Origin of the sequence: Aquimarina macrocephali JAMB N27 (genome assembly GCF_000520995.1) — a bacterium.
GTDB classification, from domain to species: domain Bacteria; phylum Bacteroidota; class Bacteroidia; order Flavobacteriales; family Flavobacteriaceae; genus Aquimarina; species Aquimarina macrocephali.
The window spans coordinates 1-25613 of the sequence record NZ_JACA01000042.1; the positions used below are offsets into that span (position 1 = coordinate 1).

Annotated in this window: 14 protein-coding genes; 13 read left to right on the top strand and 1 reads right to left on the bottom strand. The window is 33.5% G+C overall.

Annotation, left to right across the window (positions count from 1 at the left end; genetic code table 11):
- The 13 genes from Z054_RS31840 to Z054_RS0120605 all read left to right on the top strand — a co-directional run.
- On the top strand, nt 1-636 hold a 636-nt coding region (locus Z054_RS31840), incomplete at its 5' end, for a hypothetical protein (RefSeq protein WP_035092944.1).
- A gap of 180 nt (nt 637-816) precedes the next feature.
- Nucleotides 817-1182, top strand: coding sequence for a hypothetical protein (locus Z054_RS0120550; protein ID WP_024771917.1), 366 nt, complete (start codon nt 817-819; stop codon nt 1180-1182).
- A 307-nt stretch (nt 1183-1489) separates the two neighbouring features.
- A complete protein-coding gene (locus Z054_RS0120555; RefSeq protein WP_024771918.1) occupies nt 1490-2329 on the top strand; it encodes a hypothetical protein in 840 nt (279 codons plus the stop codon).
- 187 nt (nt 2330-2516) lie between these two features.
- Complete coding sequence (locus tag Z054_RS0120560; protein ID WP_024771919.1) at nt 2517-3056, top strand: TPM domain-containing protein; 540 nt, start codon at nt 2517-2519, stop codon at nt 3054-3056.
- Nucleotides 3057-3235: 179 nt separating this feature from the next.
- Nucleotides 3236-5287 carry a leucine-rich repeat domain-containing protein gene (locus Z054_RS0120565; protein ID WP_024771920.1) on the top strand — a complete coding sequence of 684 codons (2052 nt, stop codon included), beginning with the start codon at nt 3236-3238 and terminating at the stop codon, nt 5285-5287.
- Nucleotides 5288-5365: 78 nt separating this feature from the next.
- Nucleotides 5366-5527, top strand: coding sequence for a hypothetical protein (locus Z054_RS31845; RefSeq protein WP_161635320.1), 162 nt, complete (start codon nt 5366-5368; stop codon nt 5525-5527).
- A gap of 12 nt (nt 5528-5539) precedes the next feature.
- The gene (locus Z054_RS0120575; protein ID WP_084050498.1) at nt 5540-6667 is read left to right on the top strand and encodes a helix-turn-helix domain-containing protein; all 1128 of its coding nucleotides are present in this window, start codon (nt 5540-5542) and stop codon (nt 6665-6667) included.
- 63 nt (nt 6668-6730) lie between these two features.
- Nucleotides 6731-8119: a S41 family peptidase gene (locus Z054_RS28970; protein ID WP_035092945.1), complete on the top strand. Its 1389-nt coding sequence runs from the start codon at nt 6731-6733 to the stop codon at nt 8117-8119.
- A gap of 163 nt (nt 8120-8282) precedes the next feature.
- Nucleotides 8283-8969 (top strand): hypothetical protein, encoded by a 687-nt coding sequence (locus Z054_RS0120585; protein ID WP_152538631.1) that lies wholly within the window; start codon nt 8283-8285, stop codon nt 8967-8969.
- Between the two features lie 800 nt (nt 8970-9769).
- The gene (locus tag Z054_RS32500; RefSeq protein WP_241461435.1) at nt 9770-10306 is read left to right on the top strand and encodes a LytR/AlgR family response regulator transcription factor; all 537 of its coding nucleotides are present in this window, start codon (nt 9770-9772) and stop codon (nt 10304-10306) included.
- Between the two features lie 124 nt (nt 10307-10430).
- Complete coding sequence (locus Z054_RS0120595) at nt 10431-11093, top strand: CPBP family intramembrane glutamic endopeptidase (RefSeq protein ID WP_024771923.1); 663 nt, start codon at nt 10431-10433, stop codon at nt 11091-11093.
- Between the two features lie 335 nt (nt 11094-11428).
- Nucleotides 11429-12472, top strand: a complete 1044-nt coding sequence (locus Z054_RS28980) for an adenylate/guanylate cyclase domain-containing protein (RefSeq protein ID WP_024771924.1) — start codon at nt 11429-11431, stop codon at nt 12470-12472.
- A gap of 83 nt (nt 12473-12555) precedes the next feature.
- The gene (locus Z054_RS0120605; protein ID WP_024771925.1) at nt 12556-13416 is read left to right on the top strand and encodes a polysaccharide deacetylase family protein; all 861 of its coding nucleotides are present in this window, start codon (nt 12556-12558) and stop codon (nt 13414-13416) included.
- Nucleotides 13417-13601: 185 nt separating this feature from the next.
- Here the strand turns inward: Z054_RS0120605 and Z054_RS0120610 are convergent, their stop codons facing one another.
- Nucleotides 13602-25571, bottom strand: coding sequence for a LysM peptidoglycan-binding domain-containing protein (locus Z054_RS0120610; protein WP_024771926.1), 11970 nt, complete (start codon nt 25569-25571; stop codon nt 13602-13604).
- Nucleotides 25572-25613: the final 42 nt, after the last annotated feature.

The window sequence follows — 25613 nt, forward strand, 5'->3', positions numbered from 1 at the left end:
ATCGCCAAACAAAACATACACTTAACGTTACAACATATTCAAAAAATATTTCCTTACCTAAATTCACTAATCTTTTTTAATCAGTATCCAACTGGCATTATAATTGTGCGTGAAAGGAGTATGAAACAAATACTAAGCATTTTAATAATCCTATTAATTAATGGCTTTACGTTTTCACAAAAAACGAAATCAAGACCTGTTCTGACTGAAAAACAGAACGCTGAATGGTTTATGAAATTTAAGCAGTTGACTAATAAATCTGAAAAAATTACGAGAATTAAGCAGAAAATATTTTCTGACTCAATCTACATTCGCAAAAATGCATTTAATATAATTGGATGCCGAGTAGATATCGAAAAAACAAAATCATTGATGAGAGCAATGAAAAAAGGATGTTGCGAATGTAAAATAGTGTTTGCCCTTAAGTTTAAAAAACAATCATATCAACTAGATCCAACGGAATACACTAAAGTCAATGAAATTTTAGAATTAGTGGAACCACAAAACATTGAGGAGATTAAAGTATTAAATGGAAATTCAGCCACGGAATTGTATGGTGTAAACGGAAAATGTGGAGCTGTCATAATGTATTCTAATAATCGAAAAGTTAAACAGACAATAGAAAACATGTTGTAACACCATATATGTGATCATAGCAGCTAAGTGATCTATCGAATGGTTGTTGTATTTTTGATTAGGCGCAATACTTGCAAAAAGTAAAAGTTAGCAACCAATGCGCAGAAAAATCGAAAAGCAAGGTAACAATTTGCCCTGCTACGACACATATATTAAACGTTACAAAACAGTAAAAAATAAATGAGAATTTGGAGTGTTGTATTGATTATTATTGGAATTTTAGGTTATCTGACCTATACTAAAATTCAATTTATCAAACTAAGATCTAATTCTTTAAAAATTGAGGCAGAGGTTGTTGAATATAGAAGAGAAAAGGGACCGATGAGAAATGACTATACTCAACTTAATTACCCTTATGTGAAAATCAATCTGGAAAACGAAGATTATACGATCAGAAAGTTACGGTATGCTGACAGTTTAAGTAAACCCTTTAAAATAGGTGAAATCATATATGTTTTCTGGAATGACAATGACTTATTATACTGGAACACTTTTGACAAGGGGTGGAAAAAACACCTTCCTGAAAAGTGGAATTTCTTAAACTGACGTTTGACAAACTAAACGTAAAAAAAACCGTTTGGTAACATTATATATAAAATCAGAGCAAAGTTTGGTGCCAATCTAAAGGTCATTTCCTTTTTGCAAAGGCGCTAAATTTTTATAAATTGAATAAGAAATAAAAATGCGCAGATAAATCGATTGGTTCAGGTGTGTTTGCCTTGCTCCGATTCATATATTTGGCGTTGTGTAGCATTGGAAAATAGGTTTAACTCACCAAAAAGTATAGTTCACTCATTATTGGTTTTCTTTTCAAGAGAACGGATTTATATTTCGGAGAACTAAAACCAAACAAATGAAATCATTCTTTACTCTATTACTTTTTTCAAATCTTATTTTCGCTGCAAGTCCACAATTGCCTGACCTACTACTAATTGGAAAAGACACGATTTACATCTATCATTTACCCATTAATGAACTAAAAAAATCAGTTCAAAAACAATTTATTGATAATATATCAACCATAAATAACGAAATTGGAGTTTCACTAAACTTATGGAGAAGATACAGAGGGGTTTGGGAGTTAAATGATGATAAATTATTTCTTATTGATATTAAGAATGTGGACAATGCGCAAGAAATAATGAAAAAAACCTTTCCAAAAAAATACAAAGACGGAAAAGTATTTGCTAATTGGTTTTCCTCTTATTTGACAATTCCAAAAGACGAAATGCTTAAATGGGATGGAATTTTTAGCAGAACGTACAGAAAAGAAGAAAAACTCACTTTTAAAAAAGGTAAATTGATAAATTGGGAGCTAATTCAAAATTATGTTGATTTAGAAAACGGAATTTCAAGATTAAAAAAAGACATTGTAACTAAAAAAATATTCGAATCTATAAACAAACTGGATTGGACTGTACTTTCGGACTGTGAATGTGATGACGAATATTACGTAACTATTGGAAAGAATGGAATTGTAGACAAAGTAAAATTTGTTCCGTATCTGGACACAAAATGGCAAAACTTTTGGTATTCCTTTAGTCACAGAAAATGTACTCGTCTAATCAGAAAAAAATTAACTGAATTACAATTTGATATTGTAAAGTGGAATGGAAAACCCTATAAAGATCAATATAGAATTGAGTTATTTTATGATCAAAAAACTAAAACATTAGAAAACTGGACAAAATGAAAACACTACACAACATCAAGTATGATGTCACAGCAGTTAAGTGATAACCCAAAGGTTCTTGTATATTTGCAGTGGCGCAAAGATTTTATTGAGAAAAAGTTATAAAATCAGCGCAAATAAGTCGATAGCAAGGTAACATTTTGCTCTGCTACGATACATACTTATAACGTTGCCAACAATACGAAAAATGAAAATCGGAACTAAAATATTAATCCTTTTCTTGACTTTAAATTTTCTTTCCTGCAAAGGAATTACTCAAGAAACGGAAACTAAAAAACCGACAACTGAAATTAATTTTTCGGACACGGAAAAAAGTTCTATTCCAAAACCAATTGGAATTATAAATGATTACGGACAAATTTTTACGGAATCACAACGGACTGAATTATCGAAAATTCTTTATGATTACGATATTGAAACGACAAGACAAATTGTGGTGGTTACAGTTGACAGCATAAAACCATATAACGACATCCAAAAATTTGCAACGGATTTAGGACAAACTTGGGGAGTTGGAACAGCCGAAAAAAATAACGGATTGACAATAGTTGTGTGTAACCCTTGCAGGCAAATCGGAATTGCGACTGGAACTGGAACTGAATTAATTTTGACTGACGAAATTTGTAAAAAAGTAATTGAAGAAAAAATAATACCTGAATTTAAAAACGGAGAATTTTATAGCGGAATTAAAAAAGGTGTGATAGAATTAATAGAAAAGTGGAAATAAGTACTGTTGGCAACACCGTATAAAAATAATTGCGGTTTAGTGCTTAATCAAAGGTCGTTGCGGGTTTGTATGCAACAACGTTGTGAGGTATTAAAAACAACTTTCACGGAAAATAGGGGCATTTGGATAATAAAGCTTATGTATTTTGCTAAAACCAGATTCAGCATAAAAGCATAGTTATGAAAAAACAGTTAATATATATAGATGACAAATCATCCAAGTTTTGGGTCATTGAGGTAATTACCAATGCGCACACCGTAACATTTGGAAAAATTGGGACCAGTGGTCAATCAAAAACAAAAACCTTTACCGATAATGCTGAAGCCATACATGATGCCGAAAAATTAGTGAAAGCTAAAACGAAAAAAGGATACAAAGAAGTATCAGAGGAAAAGGAAGAAAAATGGTTTGAAAAACTAAAAAAAAGAGTTTATAAAGTATACAAATCGGGTATTCTTAACTATTCACCTAAGCCCTATTGCTACATTCAACTAAACTGGACTGATCAAGGTTATGGATTAGGATTGAGCACTGACCCAACTGATGACTTTTGGGAATATCAGGATGATCCAGAAGCAAACAAATATGACTGGACCTTGGAAGGTGTTTATCGCGAACTAGAAAACATTCCTTTTGAAGATGATGAAGGGTATAGGATAGAGTTTGAAAGAGAAGAATGGCCTTTTGATGAGGATGACTGCCGTAACCTTGAATGGTTTCTAATTCGTGTGATTCTTGGGATTACCTTTCTGAAGTTGGAAAAGGATAAAGACCTACAAAAACATCTCTCAAATATAAAGGTCATTGATGTTATCTCTTTGGAGAGTTACCTCTCTACATTTGATTATCACCTCCCAGAGAAAAGTATAAGACAAAATATAGTCAATGCGCTCATAGAAAAAGAGGAGGACAAAAAATTGGTGTTGGATTTATGGGCAGACCAACTTAAAAATGAGGGGGCGAAGTTTTTGAACACTTTTGAAAGAGAAATTTCAGAAAATGTTGAACTGGTAGAAGATACCTTTCAGGATGTTTATCATTCTGTTCTGGATTCATTTGCGAAGTTGGAATTATTTACCTCTAGTGAAACGTATGCGCAAAAAATAATTGATACTCTAGAAAATAGATTAACAGATACCCTACAAACCGAAGAAGAAAGCAATGATTTATTAGAAAAATCCTGCAATATGATTGGGGTTTCCTACAGTGAACTTGAAGATTGTCAAAAAGCAATTGATTGGTACACAAAAGGACTAAAACTGAAATCAAATGGAGACAGCTTTCTAAACCTTATGGAACTTTATGCTACCAAAAAAAGAGATTTTAATGCACTCATAAAACTTGGTGAACAATACCCTCAAAAAGATACTGATCATTTGTTTAACAAAAAACATTACTTAGGAATAGCTTACATCCACATTGGAGATCAGGAAAAAGCAAAAAGCACTTACAAGCAAGTATTAAAAATTGTTGAAGGAGATGAAAACATCGGTAAAAAAGAAAAAGTTATTCAAACACTACAAAAGCTATCCAACACAAATACGCCAAATAGTGAGGTTGTTAAAGAAATTTTATCATGGTTTAACAGCGATAACACCGCTAAAAATACGCTTTCTGATAATCAAGAATGGTGGAAAACAGTGCCAGATGAAATTAAAAATTTATTATTGATGATGAATGGGATATTCAATTCTGACTTGAATAACACATCTAACACCGTTATTGAGAAAATAATCTCAATAGAAACTCTATCCATTAGTAACAAAGGGTTAACAGACATCTCATTTATTAGCAAAATGACTGGCTTAGAATATCTAAATTTAGACTACAACGAGATAACGGACTTAAGCCCACTTGAGAATATAACAGGTCTTAAGCAACTAAGTATTTCGAATAATCCCATTGCCAGTCTTACACCTATTTCTAAATTAATACAATTAGTAAAATTAGATGTCAATGAATGTAAAATCCAGAGCTTAGCAGGGATAGAACAACTGAAAAAACTAACTGATCTAGAAGCCAAAGAAAATGACCTGAAAGACATTCTACCCATTGCTAATCTTTCTAGTCTAGGAAAGCTAAATCTTTACAAGAATAGTATCAAAGATATTTCTCCTTTAGAAAATTGTGTGAAGTTAGAATATTTGAATCTAGAAGAAAACAAAATTGAAACGGGAGTAGAGAGAATTACTCAACTGCCTTTATTATCAGATCTAAGGTTAGATAATTGAATCAGTAACAAACACCTCATAACACAAAAGTAAAAAACATTAAAACGATTTTTTACTTGAATCGTTAGCCACTATTAAATGAACCTTAAACTCTGGAATATAATTTTAATATCAATACTGTTTTTTGCTTGTCAAAATGATCGAAATCTTGAAGGAAATTATTCCATTTGTCATAATGGAGAAAGAATTGAAATAAAACTACCCAATGATGCGGTATATCCAATTGTTGGCAACAATTAAAACTAACTTAAAATGATTACGTCCAATCCCGTTTTATTCACTATTATGTGTGTATTTGGTCTGCAGGCATTGGTTTTAAGTGGGTTAATTGCTTTTAAACGCCCCAGACGACTCGCTAATATTTTTCTAGCTTTACTAGTCTTTTTTTTTGCACTTATTGTTGTAAATATTGTTTTAGTAAATGTATTAAAAGATCAGGGATTATTATATGTATTTCGCTATATTCAATTAGAAATGCTCTTTGGTATTGGCCCCTCGCTCTATTTTTACACAAAATGTATTAGTGATCCAAATTTTGAATTTAAGCGAATACATTATCTGCATTTTTTTCCATTAGTTTTGGAGTTTATTTTTTACAGAACTACTTTTTACAGAACTGGATCTGATGGTTTGTATTTAGATGTACTACCAACCTATTCATATGTATATTTAACCCAACAATGGCTAGGAGTAATTTCTATTCTTGTTTATAGTTTTATTTCATTAACCATTTTAGTAAAACACCAGAAACAGCTTAAAGAATATTATTCAAAAATTGATAATCTTACTCTTAGATGGCTCCAAACTCCAATAATTATTTATGCTTCCTATTTTGTTTTATGGAATGTTATAACGGAAATAGATCGATTTGTCTTCGACCGTAGTTTAAGAGAATACTATTTTTTGCCGAACTTTGTAATTCTATCTATAGCAACGTGCTGGATAGGATTTAAAGGTTATCTTCAAAAAGAACGCGATTTTGTTTTCTTAAAACAATTTCCAAAAAAAACTAAAGCAAATTTCGTTGAGAAAGACAAAGTTTTCATATCAAGACTTAATGAGTTAATGGATGCTCAAAAACCTTATCTTAACCCAGAATTAAATCTTAACATACTTGCTGAGTTGCTTAATATGAAGCCTAAACTAGTATCTTTAAAAATCAATCAAAATTATTCTCAAAACTTCTATGATTTAGTTAACTCTTACCGGGTTAATGAATTTAAACAACTTGCTAAATCCTACAATTTTCAAAAATTCTCTGTTTTAGGTTTAGCTTTTGAAAGTGGATTTAATTCTAAATCTACTTTTAACAATGCTTTTAAAAAAATCACACAACTAACTCCTACACAGTATATTAAAAAATTAAAAAACAAGTCCTAATAGAAGCATCTGGACGATTAGCACTAAAATGATGTATAGTTTTGCACACAAATTCAAAACATCATGAATAAATATTATATCGTAATTTTAATTTCTTTAATACTTAGTTGTAAAAACACAAACCAAACTAATTTTAAAGTTCAAAATCAATTTTCAAAAACAGATGTATTATCTGATCTAGAATTTTTAAAAACCTCTCTAGAAAACACGCATATCAACCTATACGCATACACAAGCAAATCTGAATTTGAAGAAAACTATAGCAAAGTTAAACATGAAGTTAAAAAGGATAGCTTTAGTATTTTAGAAGGTGTAAAAATATTTCAAAAAGTTGTATCAAAAGCTAATAATGGACACACAAGGATTCCATTTCCTGTCCAATCCTATATTTCCTTTGCTCAAAATGGTGGTACTATTTTCCCCCTAGAAGTAGCAATTGAAAATGGTAAGGTTTTGATTAGAAAAAACTGGTCAAAGAACTTGGGTATAAAGATTGGCGATGAATTAACAAACATTAATAATATACCAATAAATAAAATTCTTAAGAAAATATACCCTCAAATTTCGGCTGAACGTTTGTATTTTAAAAATGTACAGTTAGAAAATTTAACTCTTCCTAGGTTTTATTGGCTAGTCTTTGGAGAGCAAATCACTTTTAAAGTAAAGGTCATCCAAAAAGGGGAGCAATCAACATACAGGCTTAAATCTATAAAGGCTATAGAAGAATATGAAATGAAACGTGATGATATTATAAAGCATGATAAACTATTAAAAATGCTCTCAAATAATACAGCATATATAAGACCTGGAGATTTTGGCGGAAATTTAGATAAGTATAAACAGTTTATAGATTCTTCATTTATAGAAATAAAAAATAAAAAAAACTTGATTATCGATTTAAGAAATCACTCAGGAGGTGATGATGAGTTTGGAGATTATTTAGTTTCTTACATTGCTAACAAACCTTTTCTATGGTCATCTAAGTTTCAACTTAAAACTAGCACTTTACTAAAAGAACATACTAGACAAACCAAAGATACTACTCAAAGATATTGGAAATATATCTTGGAGCATAAAAATGGAGAAATTTACGATTACGATTTTGGTTTTTATAAGCCACAACCTATAGCTAAACGTTATCAAGGCAAAGTATATGTATTAGTCAATCGCCAATCGTATTCACAATCTACAGTTACTACTGCTCAAATTCAGGATCACGGTTTTGGCACTATAGTAGGAGAAGAAACAGGAGAATATCCTAACCTTTATGCTTCTATTTTTAATTATAAATTACCTAAAACAGGTATAAGTGTGGACATATCTAAAGGGAAAATTAATCGAGTAAGTGGTATTGATAATAACAAGGGTGTTGTTCCCAATATTATTATTAAAGATCATCTTTTAGATGAAAAAGATGAGATTTTAGAAAGGCTCTTAAAAAAAATAGAATAAAATAAAAAATTAACTATTGCCAACAACGTGTATATTTTTTTACGGCTGAATTAATTAGCTTTAGATTACGACAGAATTATACCCGCGTACGATTCTGTAACGAAACCATAGCCCAAACCGTTTTAGGTAATGTATGAAATGAATTATGGATAAAAAAATAATTATGTTAATTTTACTTACTACATTGTTTTATGGATGTAGTGAAAAAGAGAATATTGAAGGACTTTGGGTTGTTAAAAATGTTCAAGTAGGTGATAAGAAAATGACTCCAAATGCTAGATGGACTAAGTTTAATAATGATTTTACACAACAAACTGGAAACGGATGGTTTCAACATTCAAATGGAACTTGGGATTTTAATAAAAATTCAAGAGAATTATTAATTAAAAACACCAATGGATTAATTGATCAAAATGAACCGTTTAAAGTTTCTTTTGATAATAATAAAATGATTTGGAAACGAATTGAAGAAGGACAAAATGTGGTAGTCACTTTAGAGAAAACAAATGAACTCCCAAAAACTTATGGAGATCATTTATTAGGTCTTTGGAAATTAGAAAATTCAAAAGGAAATGGTGTTTTCTTTGATGAATCAGTTGAAAATAATGAATATTTATTTTTACGTTGGGACAAAAAATTCCTAATTAATTCATCAAACGGAAAAATAAATGGTGTATACAATGTTCATGGACACAAACCTGAAATTGAATTAATCCCTTATAACAGTAAAATTAAAAGAAGTTTTTGGAAAGTTGATTATAATAATGAACAAATATCCCTTAAACTTTTGAATTCAGACAGTCTAGTTACGAAAAGCTTTGTTAGAATACACGAGTTTCCAAGAAATTAAAACTACCTACAACAACGGTTATAATCAATTTTATTCTCGCCTATTTCAGAAAATCCTTGCATATTTTCAGTTCGCCGTGTACTTGCAAAGTTAAGTCCTAAACCACGCAACTATTCATAGTCGATAACGTTGACCGATTTGGTGAAATTACGAAAGACTTGATGAAATGGATGAAAAATTAAAAGCAACTGTTGCCAACAAGGTGTATAGTTTATTGCTTTGGGTTTTCATTTCGGAAAATCACTCGCAAAAGAACTATCGGCAATTTTATTTATTAAATTAGTCGCTAAACCAAACGCAACAAACCATACGCATATCGTTGGCAAAAATATTCGAGGGATATTCTTCAAAGCAACCTTTACCTAATCAGACTCACTTTTTTTACGATTACACGTCAAAATTTGATTGAATTTAATAAATGACGAGCAATATTCTTGGCGAAAATTCTATAGAGAAATTATTCTTTACTTTTGAATCTGATAAAAAAAGAGTTTCTAATTCATGAGTACTACACAACCAACCAAGAATACAGTAAAAACAGTATGGCATACATGTATCAGTAGTTCTGCATGGCGTTGGTCTCAGAAAGCAATTGATCGTTTATTTTTTCTTTAGTAGCAAATCATTTAGCAGCGAGTGATAATTTTCTGGATAGTGAATCGTATAGATTTCCCATAGAAGGTTTTATGTCGACTATTGTTTTATCTATTCTCGTTGGAATCATAGCGGATATCAATTTTAAATTTTACAAGAAAAAACATTTTTCTAAAAAGATAGAAATTGTCAATATCGTACGGTTTATGGTTTCTACTCTAGGATATATTACAATCATGTATATTCCTATAAATATTATTATAGATAAAGTTGTAGGCGGACAGACAGTGTTCTATTATTTATTAATTGGTTTACTAATTACTTTATTATTATGTTTTATTCTCATAGGTTTATTGTATGCTCAAGACATATACAATTTATATAAGTTATCTATAAGAGATGCTGAAATTACTATTGATAGCGGCGTGAAAATAAAGAAGCTTACCTATGAAAATATTGCGTGCTTTTACAGCGAAAACAAAATTGTATATACCCTTCAAAATGACGGCACAACAATTAATACCGATTTTACATTAAATGAGCTCGAAGAAAAAATAAACGATCAATTGTTTTTTAGAGCCAATCGGCAAATTATCATTCACAAAGATACTGTAGACCTAATTGAAAAGATTGAAAATGGCAAGTTACGTATTCGGTTAAAAGCTTTCATTAAAAAGGATACGATTGCTGAAATCAATATCAGTCGTTACAAGCGAAAAGCATTTATGGATTGGTTTCAATAAAAGATGCCAAAAACTACCGACTATTCAGTTATAAATTTCGACCATTCAGTAAAAACATAAGTGTTTAAAGGGGATTTCAGAGATTTTGTTCATTATTTCGTTTAGAATTTAAAATCAAAAAACAATGAATAAAATCACCTTACGACAAATATTAATTCCTTCAATTACCTTTGCAATCATCTGCTTTTTATGGTTTGGACCAATTAATTTAAGTTTCCTTCCAAATATTATTGCTTCAATACTAATCATCATAGCAAATTACATAGAATACAAAGGAAAAGCATTTTCAGAACTTGGGTTTCAACGCGAAAAATTTACAACCAAAAACATTTTCGTACTTGCTCCATTAGTTGCACTAGGGCTCTTTGTTTTTTATTTTTTTGCATTGGTTCCTGTAATTACAAAACTAACTGGAGTTCCTATAGATTATTCAAGTTTTGATGAATTAAAAGGAAATCTTCCTGCCTTATTAGTTACTTTATTAATAGTGTGGGCCACTTCAGGATTTGGAGAAGAAATAATCTTTCGCGGTTATTTTATGCGACAATTTGTAAAATTCTTTGGAGAAAGCAAAATCAGTATAGTGCTTAATATTGTCCTAGTTACTGGTTTTTTTGGCTTCATGCATTGGCAACAAGGCATTACAGGACAGCTTGTTACTTGGATTACCGGAGCACTCATAGCTCTGATATTCTACTTGCGTAAATACGATTTGTGGTTTGTTATTGCTGTACATGGTTTTTTTAACACCATTGCTTTAATTTGTGTTTACTTTGGTTTGGCGTAGCGATACTAAGTAATATGACGTATACCTTGGATGTACCCAATAAAATGTGCCTTTTTGGAACTATACTTTGTTATAAAAATGAAACAGAACTATGGCTATACCTGATGAGTTTTTGAGATTTAGACGAAGTTATTGTGCTTAATCTGAGTCGAAAAAATAATTGAGATAATTACAGTTGGTGTGTTTCGTACTTTAGCCAACATAGTATATACTTCATAGCTACTAATTGCTGATTTACGAAAATATTTGTTATCATTTTATTTGTTTTTAATTTACTATATCTTAGTACGTGAAATACGCTACAAAGCATATACTAATCTGTTATTTACAATAAAATGAAGTTCAGAAATAAACGCAGATTACAAATCCTGAAACAATATATTATTGGATGGACTATTGCGTTCATTTTTTTAAGTATTGTTCGGGGTGAAGGCACAAAAGAGTTGGGGTCTATTCAAATGGAAGTTTGGAGGGCGATCCTTGCTTCTTTTTTTATGGGACCCATTTTTGGAAGTATCTCAGGTATTGCTCAAATATTGACCGAAGAACACGGATATAAACAGATAGCATTTCAAAAGTTGTTGATTCTTCGTATTCTATTTGCTATTCTATTTGTTGCATCTATTATACTATTAGCATATTTTATCTTCGGTGAAGATATTGGGCTTCTCCAGTTTGCATTTGAACCTGGTAGTTTTGCTATTTATTTATATATAGTATCTGTCGATATTTTCATGTTTGGTCTAAGGCAAGTAAATCTCTTTTTGGGAAGTGATAATTTATGGAAACTTTTTCGCGGCAGATTCTATACGCCCCGAGAAGAAAAGAGAATTTTTATGTTTCTTGACCTTCAGTCCTCAACAATGCATGCCGAAAATTTAGGTCACGTTGAATACAGCAAAATGATTCAAGACTGCTTTATTGATTTAGGAATCTCTGTCGAAAGCGAAGCCGAAATCTACCAATATGTTGGCGATGAAGTAATATTGACATGGAAGCTTCAGGACGGAATAAGAGGGCAAAACTGTCTTAAAGTCTATTTCAATTTTAAACAGCGATTGAATAAACGAAAGGAGTATTACCTAAAGAATTATAATTGTATCCCACATTTTAAAGCAGGAATGAATTCGGGTATTGTTACTGTGGCTGAGGTAGGTAAATACAAAAAAGAAATTGCATATCATGGAGACACTATAAACACAGCTGCAAGGATTCAAGGTCAATGCAATGAACTTAAGCAAGAGTTTTTGATTTCTGAGAGTTTAAAAAACGATTTGAATAATTTAGGTTTTGTTTTTTCTGAACTTGGCAGTATAGAACTCAAAGGAAAAGGAAGCCAAACACGTCTTTATGCAGTTAATCAAACAAATAGTAAATAACACTATGTAAAAAGCATTAAAACGCTTTTACATTTAACGTTATGAACAATCAAAATACAAAAGAGTAAAAACATCCATTAAGAATGAATTTAGCACAAAAATTGGGGTTTCAGGAAAATGCAAAATTATTGATAATCCATGCAGACGATGCAGGACTTTCGCATTCTGAAAATATAGCAACAATTCAATCACTAGAGAAAGGTTTTGTGAATTCATATAGCATAATGGTTCCGTGTCCGTGGTTTTATGAAATGGGAGTATTTGCAAAAAATAACCCACAATTTGATAATGGAATTCACTTGACACTAACCTGTGAATGGGAAAATTATAGATTTGGGCCTGTTTTACCTGTTTCTAAGGTTCCAAGTTTGGTTGACGAGAATGGTCATTTCTACAAAAAAAGAGAACAACTTAGAAAAAACGCATCTGCCGAAGATGTTAAAAATGAGTTGCAAGCACAAATCGAAAAAGCAATCAAATTTGGATTAAAACCAACACACATTGATTCGCATATGTATAGCATTGGTACAAGTCCTGAGTTTTTTGACATATATAGAGACTTAGGGAAAAAATATGATCTTCCTGTTTTAATAAATAAACAATTGATGAAAATGGTTGGACTAAATCCTGAATTAAATATTAAAGAAGGAGATTTTCTAATTGACAGGACTTATGTTGGAGAACTTAAATATTTCGAGACTAATAAACTAAACGATTATTACAATTCAATTTTAGGAAATTTGACAAGTGGATTGAACCTTATTTTAATTCATCCTGCATTTGATGATAACGAAATGAAAGGGGTAACCGTTAACCATCCAAATTTTGGTTCTGAATGGAGACAAATCGATTTTGACTTCTTTACAAGTGAGCAAAATAGGTCGAAACTTAAAAAGAACAATATCAAGTTAGTTACTTGGAATGATATTAAAAAAAGTGCATAACAATATATCCTGTGTAAAGCCCTTTGTTGGTATTCCTTTTGTTGTATATTTTTATAGCAGATATAAACAGAACTGGTATAAGAGCATATCGGACCCTTCAGGTTCATACATGCCTGAAAGAAGAAAAACTCCATACGACTAGTCGTATGGAGTTTTTGGTTGGCTCGCCTGTTTTTACATATGTATTACATGTCTGTAATATAATCTAGTGATAATGTTAATGTTCTTAATCGAATTAATGGTTTAGGTTGTGCCGTTAGATTAGAAAATATAGTAAGATCAAACCAAAGTGATGCTTCGGTATTATCTACTTGATTTGTACTATACCATTCTTTAATACTATTTGCCCAATCAGAAATCATTTGTTTGAGTGCTTTATCCGATCCATCGCCTAGTACCTGTATCGACTGTAATGGTTGCATAATTACCGGAAGGAAAATATCACTTAACTTAGTGTTTGCCTGATAACTATAGTTGGCATTCATCAAAATACTAATAGTATCCTGGGAGTTTTCTGCTAATAACGTATCAAATAAAATAGTAAGCTGTTGTTCTAATGTTCCAACATTCGGGCTGGACGGATTATTTATCGTTGCGATATTTAGTGGTTTGCTACTATCTATAGTTGGGTGAAAAGCATTTGAAAACCCTATATTACCAGTCGTATATACAAAATCATCTGCAGATGGTTTACCGGGCACCAATTCTACATTACGCTTCAAGTTTGCAGTGGTATCAGCATCCTGTCTGTTTAGGATATTCATCGTAGGGATAAGTACCTCACGATTTGCTATAGATTGCCCAATAGAAGCTTCAAGGATTTTTCCTGTATCTTTAGAAGTATAATAATAACTATAACTGGCTCCATCCTCGGGATCAATAGAAATTGCATTGTAATCAGGTATATTCACAATTGGGATACCTATTCCTTCTGGTACTGTACCAAAAATATTAACTAATAATACTCCTGTATTGGTTTCTATTGTTGTAGAGCTTTCTTTGATATAAAAAGAATATGGATCTGCCGTATAGCCTTGTTTTAATAGCTCATTAAAAGTATTAAGCGCAAAGCCATTACTGTTTTCTGCGGCATCTGCCATTTTGGAAACCATTTTATTATAAGAGGATAAGGCTACTGCTGCTGATTCGAACTGAGAAGCATCTGTAGTCGTAGCATCGATCTTGATTAATGTATCATTAAATACCTGATTGATGTTAGGAAAAACAGAAATGAACTCGGCCATCTGCGCAAATGCATCTTCAAAACTGGCAAGAGCTTTAGCTATATTTTCCTGAACATTAAATAGAATCTCAAAATCAACCTGATCCTGAGGATAGTGGAAGGATTGAGAATACGTAATCTGGTAATTCCAATTCAGGATATCAACTACCGTATTCGTATTGGTCGTATAAGGATAAGAACCTTCTTGCTTAACCATTGCAGGTGCAGTAGGGAAGGACCTTAAAATCAAAGGAACTTTAAAATTGCCTAATGAAGTTTCTAATGGATTGGTTTTACTTTTTGAAATAAAACTTAGCCATGAAGAAGCTTTATAATCTTCGATTCCCGGAACCGAACTAATTTGATGCTCGATAGCAAAGCCAGCATAGGTAATATCCAGGTCTACATAGGATAATACTTCATTCTCGGTACCTCTAATGATGTCTGGAGAAGAAAGCAGGAAGGGCAGCTTGGCATCTTTACTTTCACTTAATGCCAATTTTGGCGAACTTAGACTAAAGGATGAGCTGAAGTTACCGCCATCAACTTTTTGCTGCACTGTATGACTTAGTGGAGGCGTAATAACGTTTCCAACTTCATCAAACAATTTATCTGTTATGGTTACTATAGTTTTGTCGATTACAGCATCGGCACTTAATTTTAAACGAACAATTCGATTATTCTCGCTAAGGAGTGAAGCGTTTAAAACATGTATATCATCAGAAACGGTATAATTGCTTATTTTTTCTGCTTCTTCTTTACTCATAAAATTAGAGAAGAAAAGATACACTATAGTAGCTTCTTCCTGATCTAATTCTACCCCCATAAAGACAAAGTTCAGATTGATATTTCCGTATAGTTGAGGAGTATCTGCATCTTCGGGAACGGTATCTGCCTGTACTGTGGCAGCAAATTGAATTCCGGCACGAGTGGTATATGCATTACTAAGTTTAACCAATAATTGCTGTAAGAAGGTTTCCTGAATATTAGATGTATCTGCTGTCTGCCCTGCAAAAACAGGTACCATTGATAGCTTAAGGATTTCTGCCAGTCGTTTTTTGTTGGCCAACATATCGGTAAGGAATGTTGTGCTTCCGAAATTATCAACTAATTGAATAGCAGCTGTAAATTCTGGAGTTAATACATCATCGATACTCGAAAAGATCTGTTTACCCCAAAGATCCATATCAATATTTTTAAAATCAGTATAGGTAGAAGGAGTAGAGAAATCTATACCTGTCTTAGGATTAAAATAATAGATAGGAATGTGATCTTTTGTCTCTAGCTTATTAGATATTGGTTTTGGTGCAAAAATCACTGGGTTACTGGTATCGTTGACCTCATATCCAATACTGGTAGCCGAATCAACACCTAATCGAGTAGCCCATATTTCTGTACCCCCGGCATTACTTAGATTCTCATCACGGTCTACACCAGAAGTAACTTTAAGTTGATATACATCATTTTTAGATAAAGCAGTTTCGAAACCAGCAGCAAAGTCTTCTAAACCTGTTGTTTTTCCTGCTTCTGCTTTTGATAAAGGCGGAATACTAGTACTGGCAGACTTAATGCCTCCGGTAGTTTCAAAATCACCAGAAATAGAACCTCCGATACGCTCGATGGTAAAACTTAACTCTAATCTAAATATTTGATCGGTATTTACCTGTGCAGCATCTATGTCGAAAGATATGGTGTGATCACCATCTGGTGTTGCAGTAGTAATTTCACCCAAACTACGATTGGCTAAGAATAGATAGATAGAAGCAATCCATTCTTGAACCAGGCTGTTTACATCATTTTTACTTAGTACAAAAGGATCAGAAGTTAATGTAGGCTCTAATTGAAAAGCAATACCATTAGGATCTGTTAACTGGTACCAAATCTGAGTGTAAGTTTGTAAATCTCTGGTAGCTTGCTCTATCACTGTAGAGGTTGCCAGATCGGTATCATTATCAGCGCTAAATTTAGACCAACCGTTAAATACAAGAACATCGGTATCGCTAGGATTTGTTAAATCGGCTTTAACATTACTTATGGTAACTGTGATTTCTACATTTTCGGGAATGTTATCAACTGTAATGGTAACTGATTTTTTATCGGTATTAAGAACAATCGACTCGATATTGACATTTTGATCAATTGTATAATTAGTTTTGTCTATAGCACTGGTTTCATCTACAGTTACAGTATATTGACCTAGTATAGTAGTACTACTTTTTGCTGTTGTAGAGATTAGTCCCTGATAATAACTAGGGTCAAAATTTAATCCCATGTCCAGTTTAGCTTGTCCTTCTTCTCCGGTTACTAACCAGGAAGAACTGATTGAAGGCCACTGGTTAAGCCCAAGAATAGCATCTGTATATCCTGTTAATACAGGAGGTTCATTTAATGGTTCCTTACTGGTTGCAGATGGATCTGATAACTCGCTTATAATACTGTTACCATAAATATCCTGCCATGCAAAATTGACTTGCAGAATATCACCTAACCCTAAATATGGACTATTGTTTCCATCTGGGAGATCATTTTCTGAAGCGACTACCTCTTTACTAAAACGAGTATAAGGTATACTTACCTGATAGTCCCAGGTATCATCAGCTGTTAGTGTTTTTGGAACCTGGATTTTATCGGTACTCTCTGTATCTTCTGCGTCTGTTGTCGGACCAGAAGGTAAACCAATATTACTACTGTTAAAATAATCATTAGCTACCACTTGGTAGGTTAGTGAACTATAGACATTTTGTAAGAATAGTTCTCCAAAATCTGCTGTTTTTGGATTATCGGGAACAGGAGCAGGTATTGGTCGTATTGCATCTATAGAAGTAGTACCTGCTGCAACGGTAGCTGTTCTGATTTTTGGACCACCGGTACTTGTAATGTCTTGACTATCGGCAAATATCCCAACAACATCCTGATTGTAATTGGCTATAGAAGAAATATTCTCGCCATAAAAATCGGATAATGAAGTGAAGGTAGTGCCGCCAGGGCTGGTACCTACGGTGATCGTAAGCTGTGGTAAGAAAATAGAATCAAACAAGTTTAGTTGATCAGGTAATTCACTACCTGATTTCTGTTTGTTGATTTCCTGTATAGCAGCAACAGTAGTCTCAAAACGAGTAGCAATTTCCTGAAGCGTATTACCACCAACTCCAACTTCATAGATGCCTTCATTGATATTTAACTTAATTGTAGATCTAAGGATCAACTCCTGATTGTCGGTAGCTATATCGGCAATATTTCCGTAGTAAGCATAGGCCAGTTCACGTAGTGTTTGTGTATTAGTAGATGCTAATTTTATGATATTAGGATTTGATTGCGCAAAGAGTACAGAGTTATCTTTGTTAATAGCCTCTCCATTAGCAAAAACATTCATATATGAAGTTATTGTATTTTGAAGACTTTCTTCAGAAGGTTTGTTATACATTACAATGAATGATAATGTCGCCTCACCGTTATCATCAAAAATACGATCTGGAAGCCCTTGTTTACTATCTGCATTATAGTAGTATAAATAATAGCCTCCGTTTCTGGTAATACTGGCTTGCCATAGTAAACGTAAGAAGTCTGTTTGCGTATTGAGCAGTCGCATTTTTTCGTCTTCAGTAAGTGCTGCACTTTTTAGCATGAGATCAAAAGCCATATCAGGCCTGGTTTCCGTAGAAAGGTTTACCTGGGCTAATCCCATAGTGAGTGCATTTTGTGCATCTGTCTGGATACCGTCTGGTGTACTTCCATTAGAGTCAACTGCATAAGCAGGGATCAAGCTGGCAATTAACGAATTGTTATCCCCAATTTCGCTAACTATTTTTTCAAGAATATTAGCGTTATTACTGTTTGCCCCAACCACTTCATACGTGGTTTGTGTGGATGGACTATCAGAAACTACAGGAACTTTCTTTATAGTAACTTCTACCAGAGATCCAAGTCCATAATATGCAACATCATGATTGATCATTTTTTTAGATACCTCATCATATTGGCCTGTTAAAAACTCCATTCTTGGATTAACCGCTCTGGTGCTTAGATCCGGTAGTTGAAGTAACGTATCTGGTAATGGCCATAAACTTAATGCTGGTACTCCAGGAGGAGTACCTCCATACGGTAAGTTAATAGAAGAAGCAGCATTCCAAACAATCTCTGATGTATATGGATAACTAGCTTCACTATTTGTAAACAAATCATTAACACCTAAGAAACTAAGACCTGTGTTTAGTTTGTTTTTGGTAGCATATTCAGCAACCTTATTTATACGAGTTGCATCATCACTATCGGGTTTAATAGTGATCACCATTTTAGAAGGATCACTACCATTAAACGCTAACCATTTTAGAGTATCTGATTTTTTGCTAAAGGTAATTTCAAAATTATTACCTTCTGTAAGAGTGGGGATAGGAAACTGCTGACCATCTAGTGCATATAGTCCTGCGGATTCGAGATCCCCGTATGATAAAACACCTTTATTATCTTCTACCCACATACCTTTATAGTTTGGAGTGACTCCATCTACCGGAAGTTTAAGACCAGCCAGGTAATATCGAGAAGTCATACCAGACAAGTGTTGTATGCCTTGAGTAGCTTGAATTTCTTTAAGTAATTCTCCTACTTTAAACTGTTCCAGATTGGCCATATCCAATGTAGCAGAATCAAATAGATCTGCAATCTCACCATTATTATAAGTTTTGTCAATTGGTTTCTTGGCCAGATCCTTTTGAGTAACATTGAATTTAGAAGCAATACTTCTCAGGCTATCTCCTTCAATAGTAGGATATGTAATTAAAGGAATACTCAATGTAGCGACAGGAAGTAATAAATTTGCTATAGAAGCAATACCACCATCAGTAATCAAAATATCGATATCAATTTGATTTCCTTTTGGCACGGTATCATTGATAACATCAACAACTTCGGTTAAAGATTGAGAAGGTAAAGTGGTGTAATCGTATGTATAATTGTTATACGTAAAACTAATAGCGATACCTTCTAGCAGAATGTTTTGAGCTTTTTTGTTTAGCATTGCCAGGCTATTTCCATCAAAACTCTTTCCGTAAATGGCTTGATTAGCAATACTGTCAAAGGTATCCCCCTGTTGTACAGTATATGTACTATTAGGGATATGCATGGTTTTACCAGAATTTAATGCTATTCCAGAATTATCATTAAAAAGCTCATCAACAGTATAGGCCATTTCGCCAGAAAGATCACCATTATCATTAATCCATTTTACTATACTATCTGGACTATCCCCATTATTGGTGTAATATTTAAAATCTTTTAAAGAATCCTGAGCATTCTGAACCATTTGTTTGGCAATCAATAAGAAATAGTCACTAAATACAAAATTACCTACAGAAATATCTTCCCCTTCTGCAAAGGCAGCAAAAGTAGCAGGATCTTTCTCTTGCATCTGGATTGCTAACTGATCGAAGTATTTTCTAAGATCACTTATATATGTAGAAGAAATAGTGTTATAACTTTCAAAATCATAAGTTACTCCTTTATAATCGGTACCATAATCTGGTGTCGATAATTCTAATGATAATGCCATTGGGAAGAACGTGGCATTGACATCTGTTTCTTGTTGTGGTTGTTCTTGAATAAGCAAATTAAACTGATCTGTCATAAAAGAATCGATAGCCTCTGTTGGAATTGGACTAGGATTTGAAGGATCACTAAAATAAGCTAATAATTGCGTTAATTGTGAGCTGGTAACAGGAGTAGTATCTACTTGTTCACTAGAGATAGGACCATTCTGAAGTGCAGCAACTGTCCATCTAAAAATTTCTTTACTTAGTAATTCAAAAGAAGAATCAGCGGTGTCTTTAAAAGCTTTTTGATACCCGTCAACACGGTTTTCTTGTGGTGGTGTCATGGATTCTAAGAAGAGCATAGAGATATAACATGCTTGTTGCTCGCTTAGTTGAGTAGCTTTATCACCTGCCATAGTAAGTCCCAATCCCAAATATCCTGTTAGTGGCACAACTGCTGCTGCTTTTTCCAGGTTAGACCAATTTGGTGTTACCTGAGTCAATGCTACTGTAAGTGGGTTATGTAAAGTGATACGAAGTTGTTTCGCGTTTTGTAATTCATTCTGCGCATACGCTTTTAAAGCGATACCAGATGAGGCAGTTTGCCAAGGCGGATTGCTTGCTATTGCTTTGATCGTAATACTTTGACTGATGCTTGCAGAGAAACTGAAGTGCATCTTTATTTTAAATAACCCCAGGTTTATACTTATACTTAGTGAGACACTTACCGAGGCTGATAACTGAATTACAATAGGATCATATGGAGAAAAGGTTAATTGAGCCAATAACCTGATGTCAATATTAAGATCTGCCTTAATGATAGCAAAGTCAATAGTACCATATAGTTTTCCGATGACACCTACTGTACCTCTAAACCAGAAGTAATACGCTTCTGCTACCTGGGCATCATTAGATGAAGAGGTTGTTGTTAATTGATACGGATTAAACTTAGCTAGAACTCCTTCTAAAATTGCTACTGCAGTAAGGCTAAATCCTGCTTTCAAAATACCAGCATCAAAATCATACCCAAATCCAAACTGCATACCGAAACCAAATACCAAAACAGGATTAAAAGTACCATTAGTAGCATCTGGTACTTTATTGGTTGTAGCACTACTGAGTTTGCCAAAATAAACTCCGGCAGAACCCATTACAGGAATCGGGATACCTATCGGTGTCCAAATCAGGGTTTGAAACGTGAATGATCGGGAAAAATCTTCTTTCCAGGGAAATCCTATATCTACCTGAAAATCACCATTGGTGAATAATTCTATGCCAAAAATTGGTAATGTAAGATTAACCTGACCTAACTGTATTTTTCGCATTACTGTGGGTAAAGCGATTTCTGCTTTATACAGCCCAATGGTATCGCTGATTTTTTTGTATAAAATCTGAAAATCCAGACCTTTAAAAATACGAGCGGGTTCTCCTTCGAGAGCTAGGCGTAGCGCATATAAATTAGGATCATTAAAAACGATCTGCATGGTGATAAAGTAACCACTGCTACTAGCTTCAGATCCATTTGCCAATGCCACTGCCGATGTAGATTTTTTATCTTCCTCAAGCTTAAGTACTCCAAAATCCATTCCTACCAGCCAGTTACTGTTAGCATCCAATTGGATACCGGGAATTTCTCCTGGCTCTGTAGATGGAAGATCTTCTCTCATAATTTTTATAGCATCCTGTACTTTTTCGACACTTTGAAAACCAGGAATTGTAACATGTTGACCTAATGCCAGTAATTTCAAATCAAGATATTTGTTACCTTGCCCCGAAGGAGAAGGCGTAGTTTCTGGTTTGGCGGCATCCCAGGTCAAAGGCTCCTTAGGTTTGTCTTGCCATAAGAAACTCCCATCTAAAGTAACCATCACCCCATTATCTTTTGGATCAGGTTGATTTGATTTGTAGGTAACCCCAATAGATTCTATAGTAGCGAATCCTAATGAAATAGGGCCTATACCCAGACTGAAACCAACCTGTTTTGATGTAAAATCATATTTTAGACTCAGATTGTTAAGTGGTATTTTATTGAGAAGGTCCCAGGGAGCAGCCAGCCCAAATTGAGTTCCTGTTGCCCAGGAAACCATTTTTTCTATCATACTACCTATGGTAGTAGATTCTGTAAAGCTTAATTCTGCTACATAATGAGGTTTTGCAGAGGTGCCGGTGTTTGTTACTTCACCTTTTAAGAATTCCCAGATAATCCCAAAGGATTTTACACTAGGATCGAAATCATAAAATGCCTGAAAATTAATACCCAACCAGGTAACATCAGCATTTATATTACCGTAATATCCTACTTCAGTTTTCTCATCTTTTTTACCATACGCTACCATAGCGCTACCTTCTACACTAAGATCAAGAAAATCAATCTCCCAGGGTTTAGCAGTTTTACCGCTAAACTCCCAATATTTGGTTTTTGATTGGATTTTAAAACCAAGGCCATCAATAGCATAATCAAATCCATCATTAGGTTTCCAGGCTGGTGCAATATAGAAAGTAAGTAACTGTCCAATTTCTAGAGCTCCAGAAGTCTGTGTTCCTGTAAATGTCCAACCATTTCCAGTAGCATAGGAAGATTGTAGTGATAGTCCAATTTTCATACTTTCGGGTAACACTACAAATTCACCTCCGATACTAACTTCATTATTACCTGTGTTATGAATTATATTAACTGTTAGTTTATTAATCGTAAAAAGTGGCCCTATAACTAATGGTTTATCAGCCTCAAGAATGGTATTTAACTGATAGTATTTTTCATTTGGTTTTAGGTCAAAGTCCAATAAGGTCACGGCGGTTTCTAAATCCAATGGTCCTGCTCCAAATAATTTCAGTAGGTCACTAAGCTGGATTACACCATCACTTAGACCTCCGTGGACTTTAAAATCGGGGTAGGTACCTAAAACACTAACAGTTCCTTCTCCTATTGTAAAATCACCGGTTACCGTAAATTCAATTTTTCTGTTCGCTACGTCCTGTACATTATAGACCTGTACATCTACGCTGGGATTAATTTGAAAAAGAGGGTTTGCAGACAATTCCCACGGTGTATCCGTACTCATTGCATACGACATATAATCAAATGCATGAGTTTGATTGTTATAGTTTAGTTGAATGTCTTTTAAGCCAAAACCTGCGATTCCATTCAAAGGAGGTTGAAGTACTTGAACCAGATTAATACCTCCGGCCATCTGGAAAAAACTGGATACACTAAGAGGACTGCTAAAACCACCAGTAATAAGCCAGGTGTTCTCTTCTTCAGGGTATTTAATCATTGTTTCCAGTATAATAGGATCATTATTGGCATCTTTTCCAGACCCAATAATATTCCCCTTCAAACCTCCTTCTACCGCACTTCCGGCTTCGTTAATTTTTAAACTGAAACCAGGTTTTTCGAAACCTATCCAAGGGATTCCGTCGATATTCCAACTTTGATCTATTTCCGTTTCAATCTCTGTCACAACCGATTCTTCGGGACTGGTAAAATTTAATGTAATATTAAAATCAGGACCAAAGGCAGTTGTTGTTCCTTTGGATAAGGTAACCTGTGTTACCATATCCCCGTCTTTTTCTTTTGTAATATCATCTTTGGCTACGGTAATAAAAAACAAATTACCTGTTACGAGTTTGAAAAAAGATGATAAATATGTATCTGGTAATGCATTTAGGATATTTACACCACCATTACTATAATTATTGATAAGTTTATTATATACACCTTCTAATGTAAGTGCCTCTTCTTCTAAAACCATTAGATCCGTATCAGAACTGGTTTTGGTACGAGCTTTTGAAGATGCTAATAAAGTAACAATAGGTAAGACTAATTTTACTCCTACCAGACCAAGCATTAATTTATCATGGATATCTTGTTGATAATAGACTCCTAAATTCGCGAAATAGGTATGTACATCATTAGATTCTGTATATGAATTAACCATAAATGTTCCCGAAACAGCTAATGCATTGTAGTACGCTTCGGGTTTACCTGGATTTGTTTTTTTTAGATAGGTATTAAAAGTTTGATTTCTGATGTTTAATGCAGCAGTTTTTGCTGCTTCTGCAACGGGTGAATAATTTACAGCAGATAAAGTCGAAGGGTAATTAGCCCTGTCTTCTTCTCCTGTTTTTGGAATTTGTAGAAAGGGTCGTCCTAAACTAATAGGTAAACTGGAAGACCCTTGACCTTCAAAAACTCCGGGTAATCCCGAATTGGCATAGTAATAATTATAAACTTCCTGAGGGACTGGCCCGAGAGTGATAGCCACTATTTCTTTATTTCCTGCCCCGGTAAGTGTACTGGTTAGGTCATCAATTTTTACATAACTGCCATTTTTATAACCTTCTACTAATGATAATGTGTATCCTCCATCCATTAATGGTTTTACTTGTTGTCCCAGTTTAAGAATAAAATTATCTAAACTTAATTGAGCATAAGCCCCAAACATATCATTATCGATGTAAACTTCTTGGATTTTTGCTTTTAATTTTGGTAAGGTTACTTTCTTGTTCTTGAGATCATCCGCAAATGCAGTGGCATAATCGAAAGGCATTTCCTGATATTTTTCTTGTATTTTGGCAATATCACTAAGTATAAAAAGCGCGATGGGTGTATTGCTGCTCATTTGTGCGGTAAAAGCAGAAAGGATTAAGTTTAAAGTCATTTCTGCTGGACTAGAAAACTGATGCAAACCATATATTGGCCAAAGTCGAAGTTCTTTTTTAGTAGTATGGGCATTATAAATCGACTCAGCATTTATAGATCTTATCTTTAAATCAGGATTATAGGTTTGATTTTTGGCATACCATGTCCATAAAGTTTCTGGAACGGTTGTTAAGGAATCAGCAGGGAATTTAAACGCTAATTCTGCAAATGAAGCTGATTCTTTTGTTAAATCATATGGGTCTTTATCTTTACGTTCTATTTGATTAGGTGCTTTTTCCCATAAATAAGGTTGCAGTCTTAAAAAATAGGTGACATTAAAAAGATCTGCATAATTTACTTCACTGTTATCGGCTCCGCCAGTAAATCCAAAATCGATTTGCTCCAGATTTAGCTTTGTATCTTTATATTCTAAAAAAGTAATGGTGGCTTTACCATAGGTTATACTAGTTGTCAATATATCTTTTGGAATAAGATCGGTAAGTAATATAGCCAATTTGTCTGGAGTATCTGCTCCAGAATAGATCATTAGAATATTTTTAGAATAGTCTGTAGCATCAACTATTCTTTTCATAATATTTACTGTAGTGGCCTGATGCCCAAAATTTGGAGTACCGTCTACATAAAATCGTAGCTCATCCTTACTTTTTATAAGTGTAAGCATGTCCTTTATTGATGCACTGGTAGTAGACTCACTAGCTTCCTGCCCTTGCATTAATTTGGTTAAAAGATCATTGAAGTCGCCCATCTTAAAATATTTTTATGATTTGTGTAATTCTTTACAGAATTA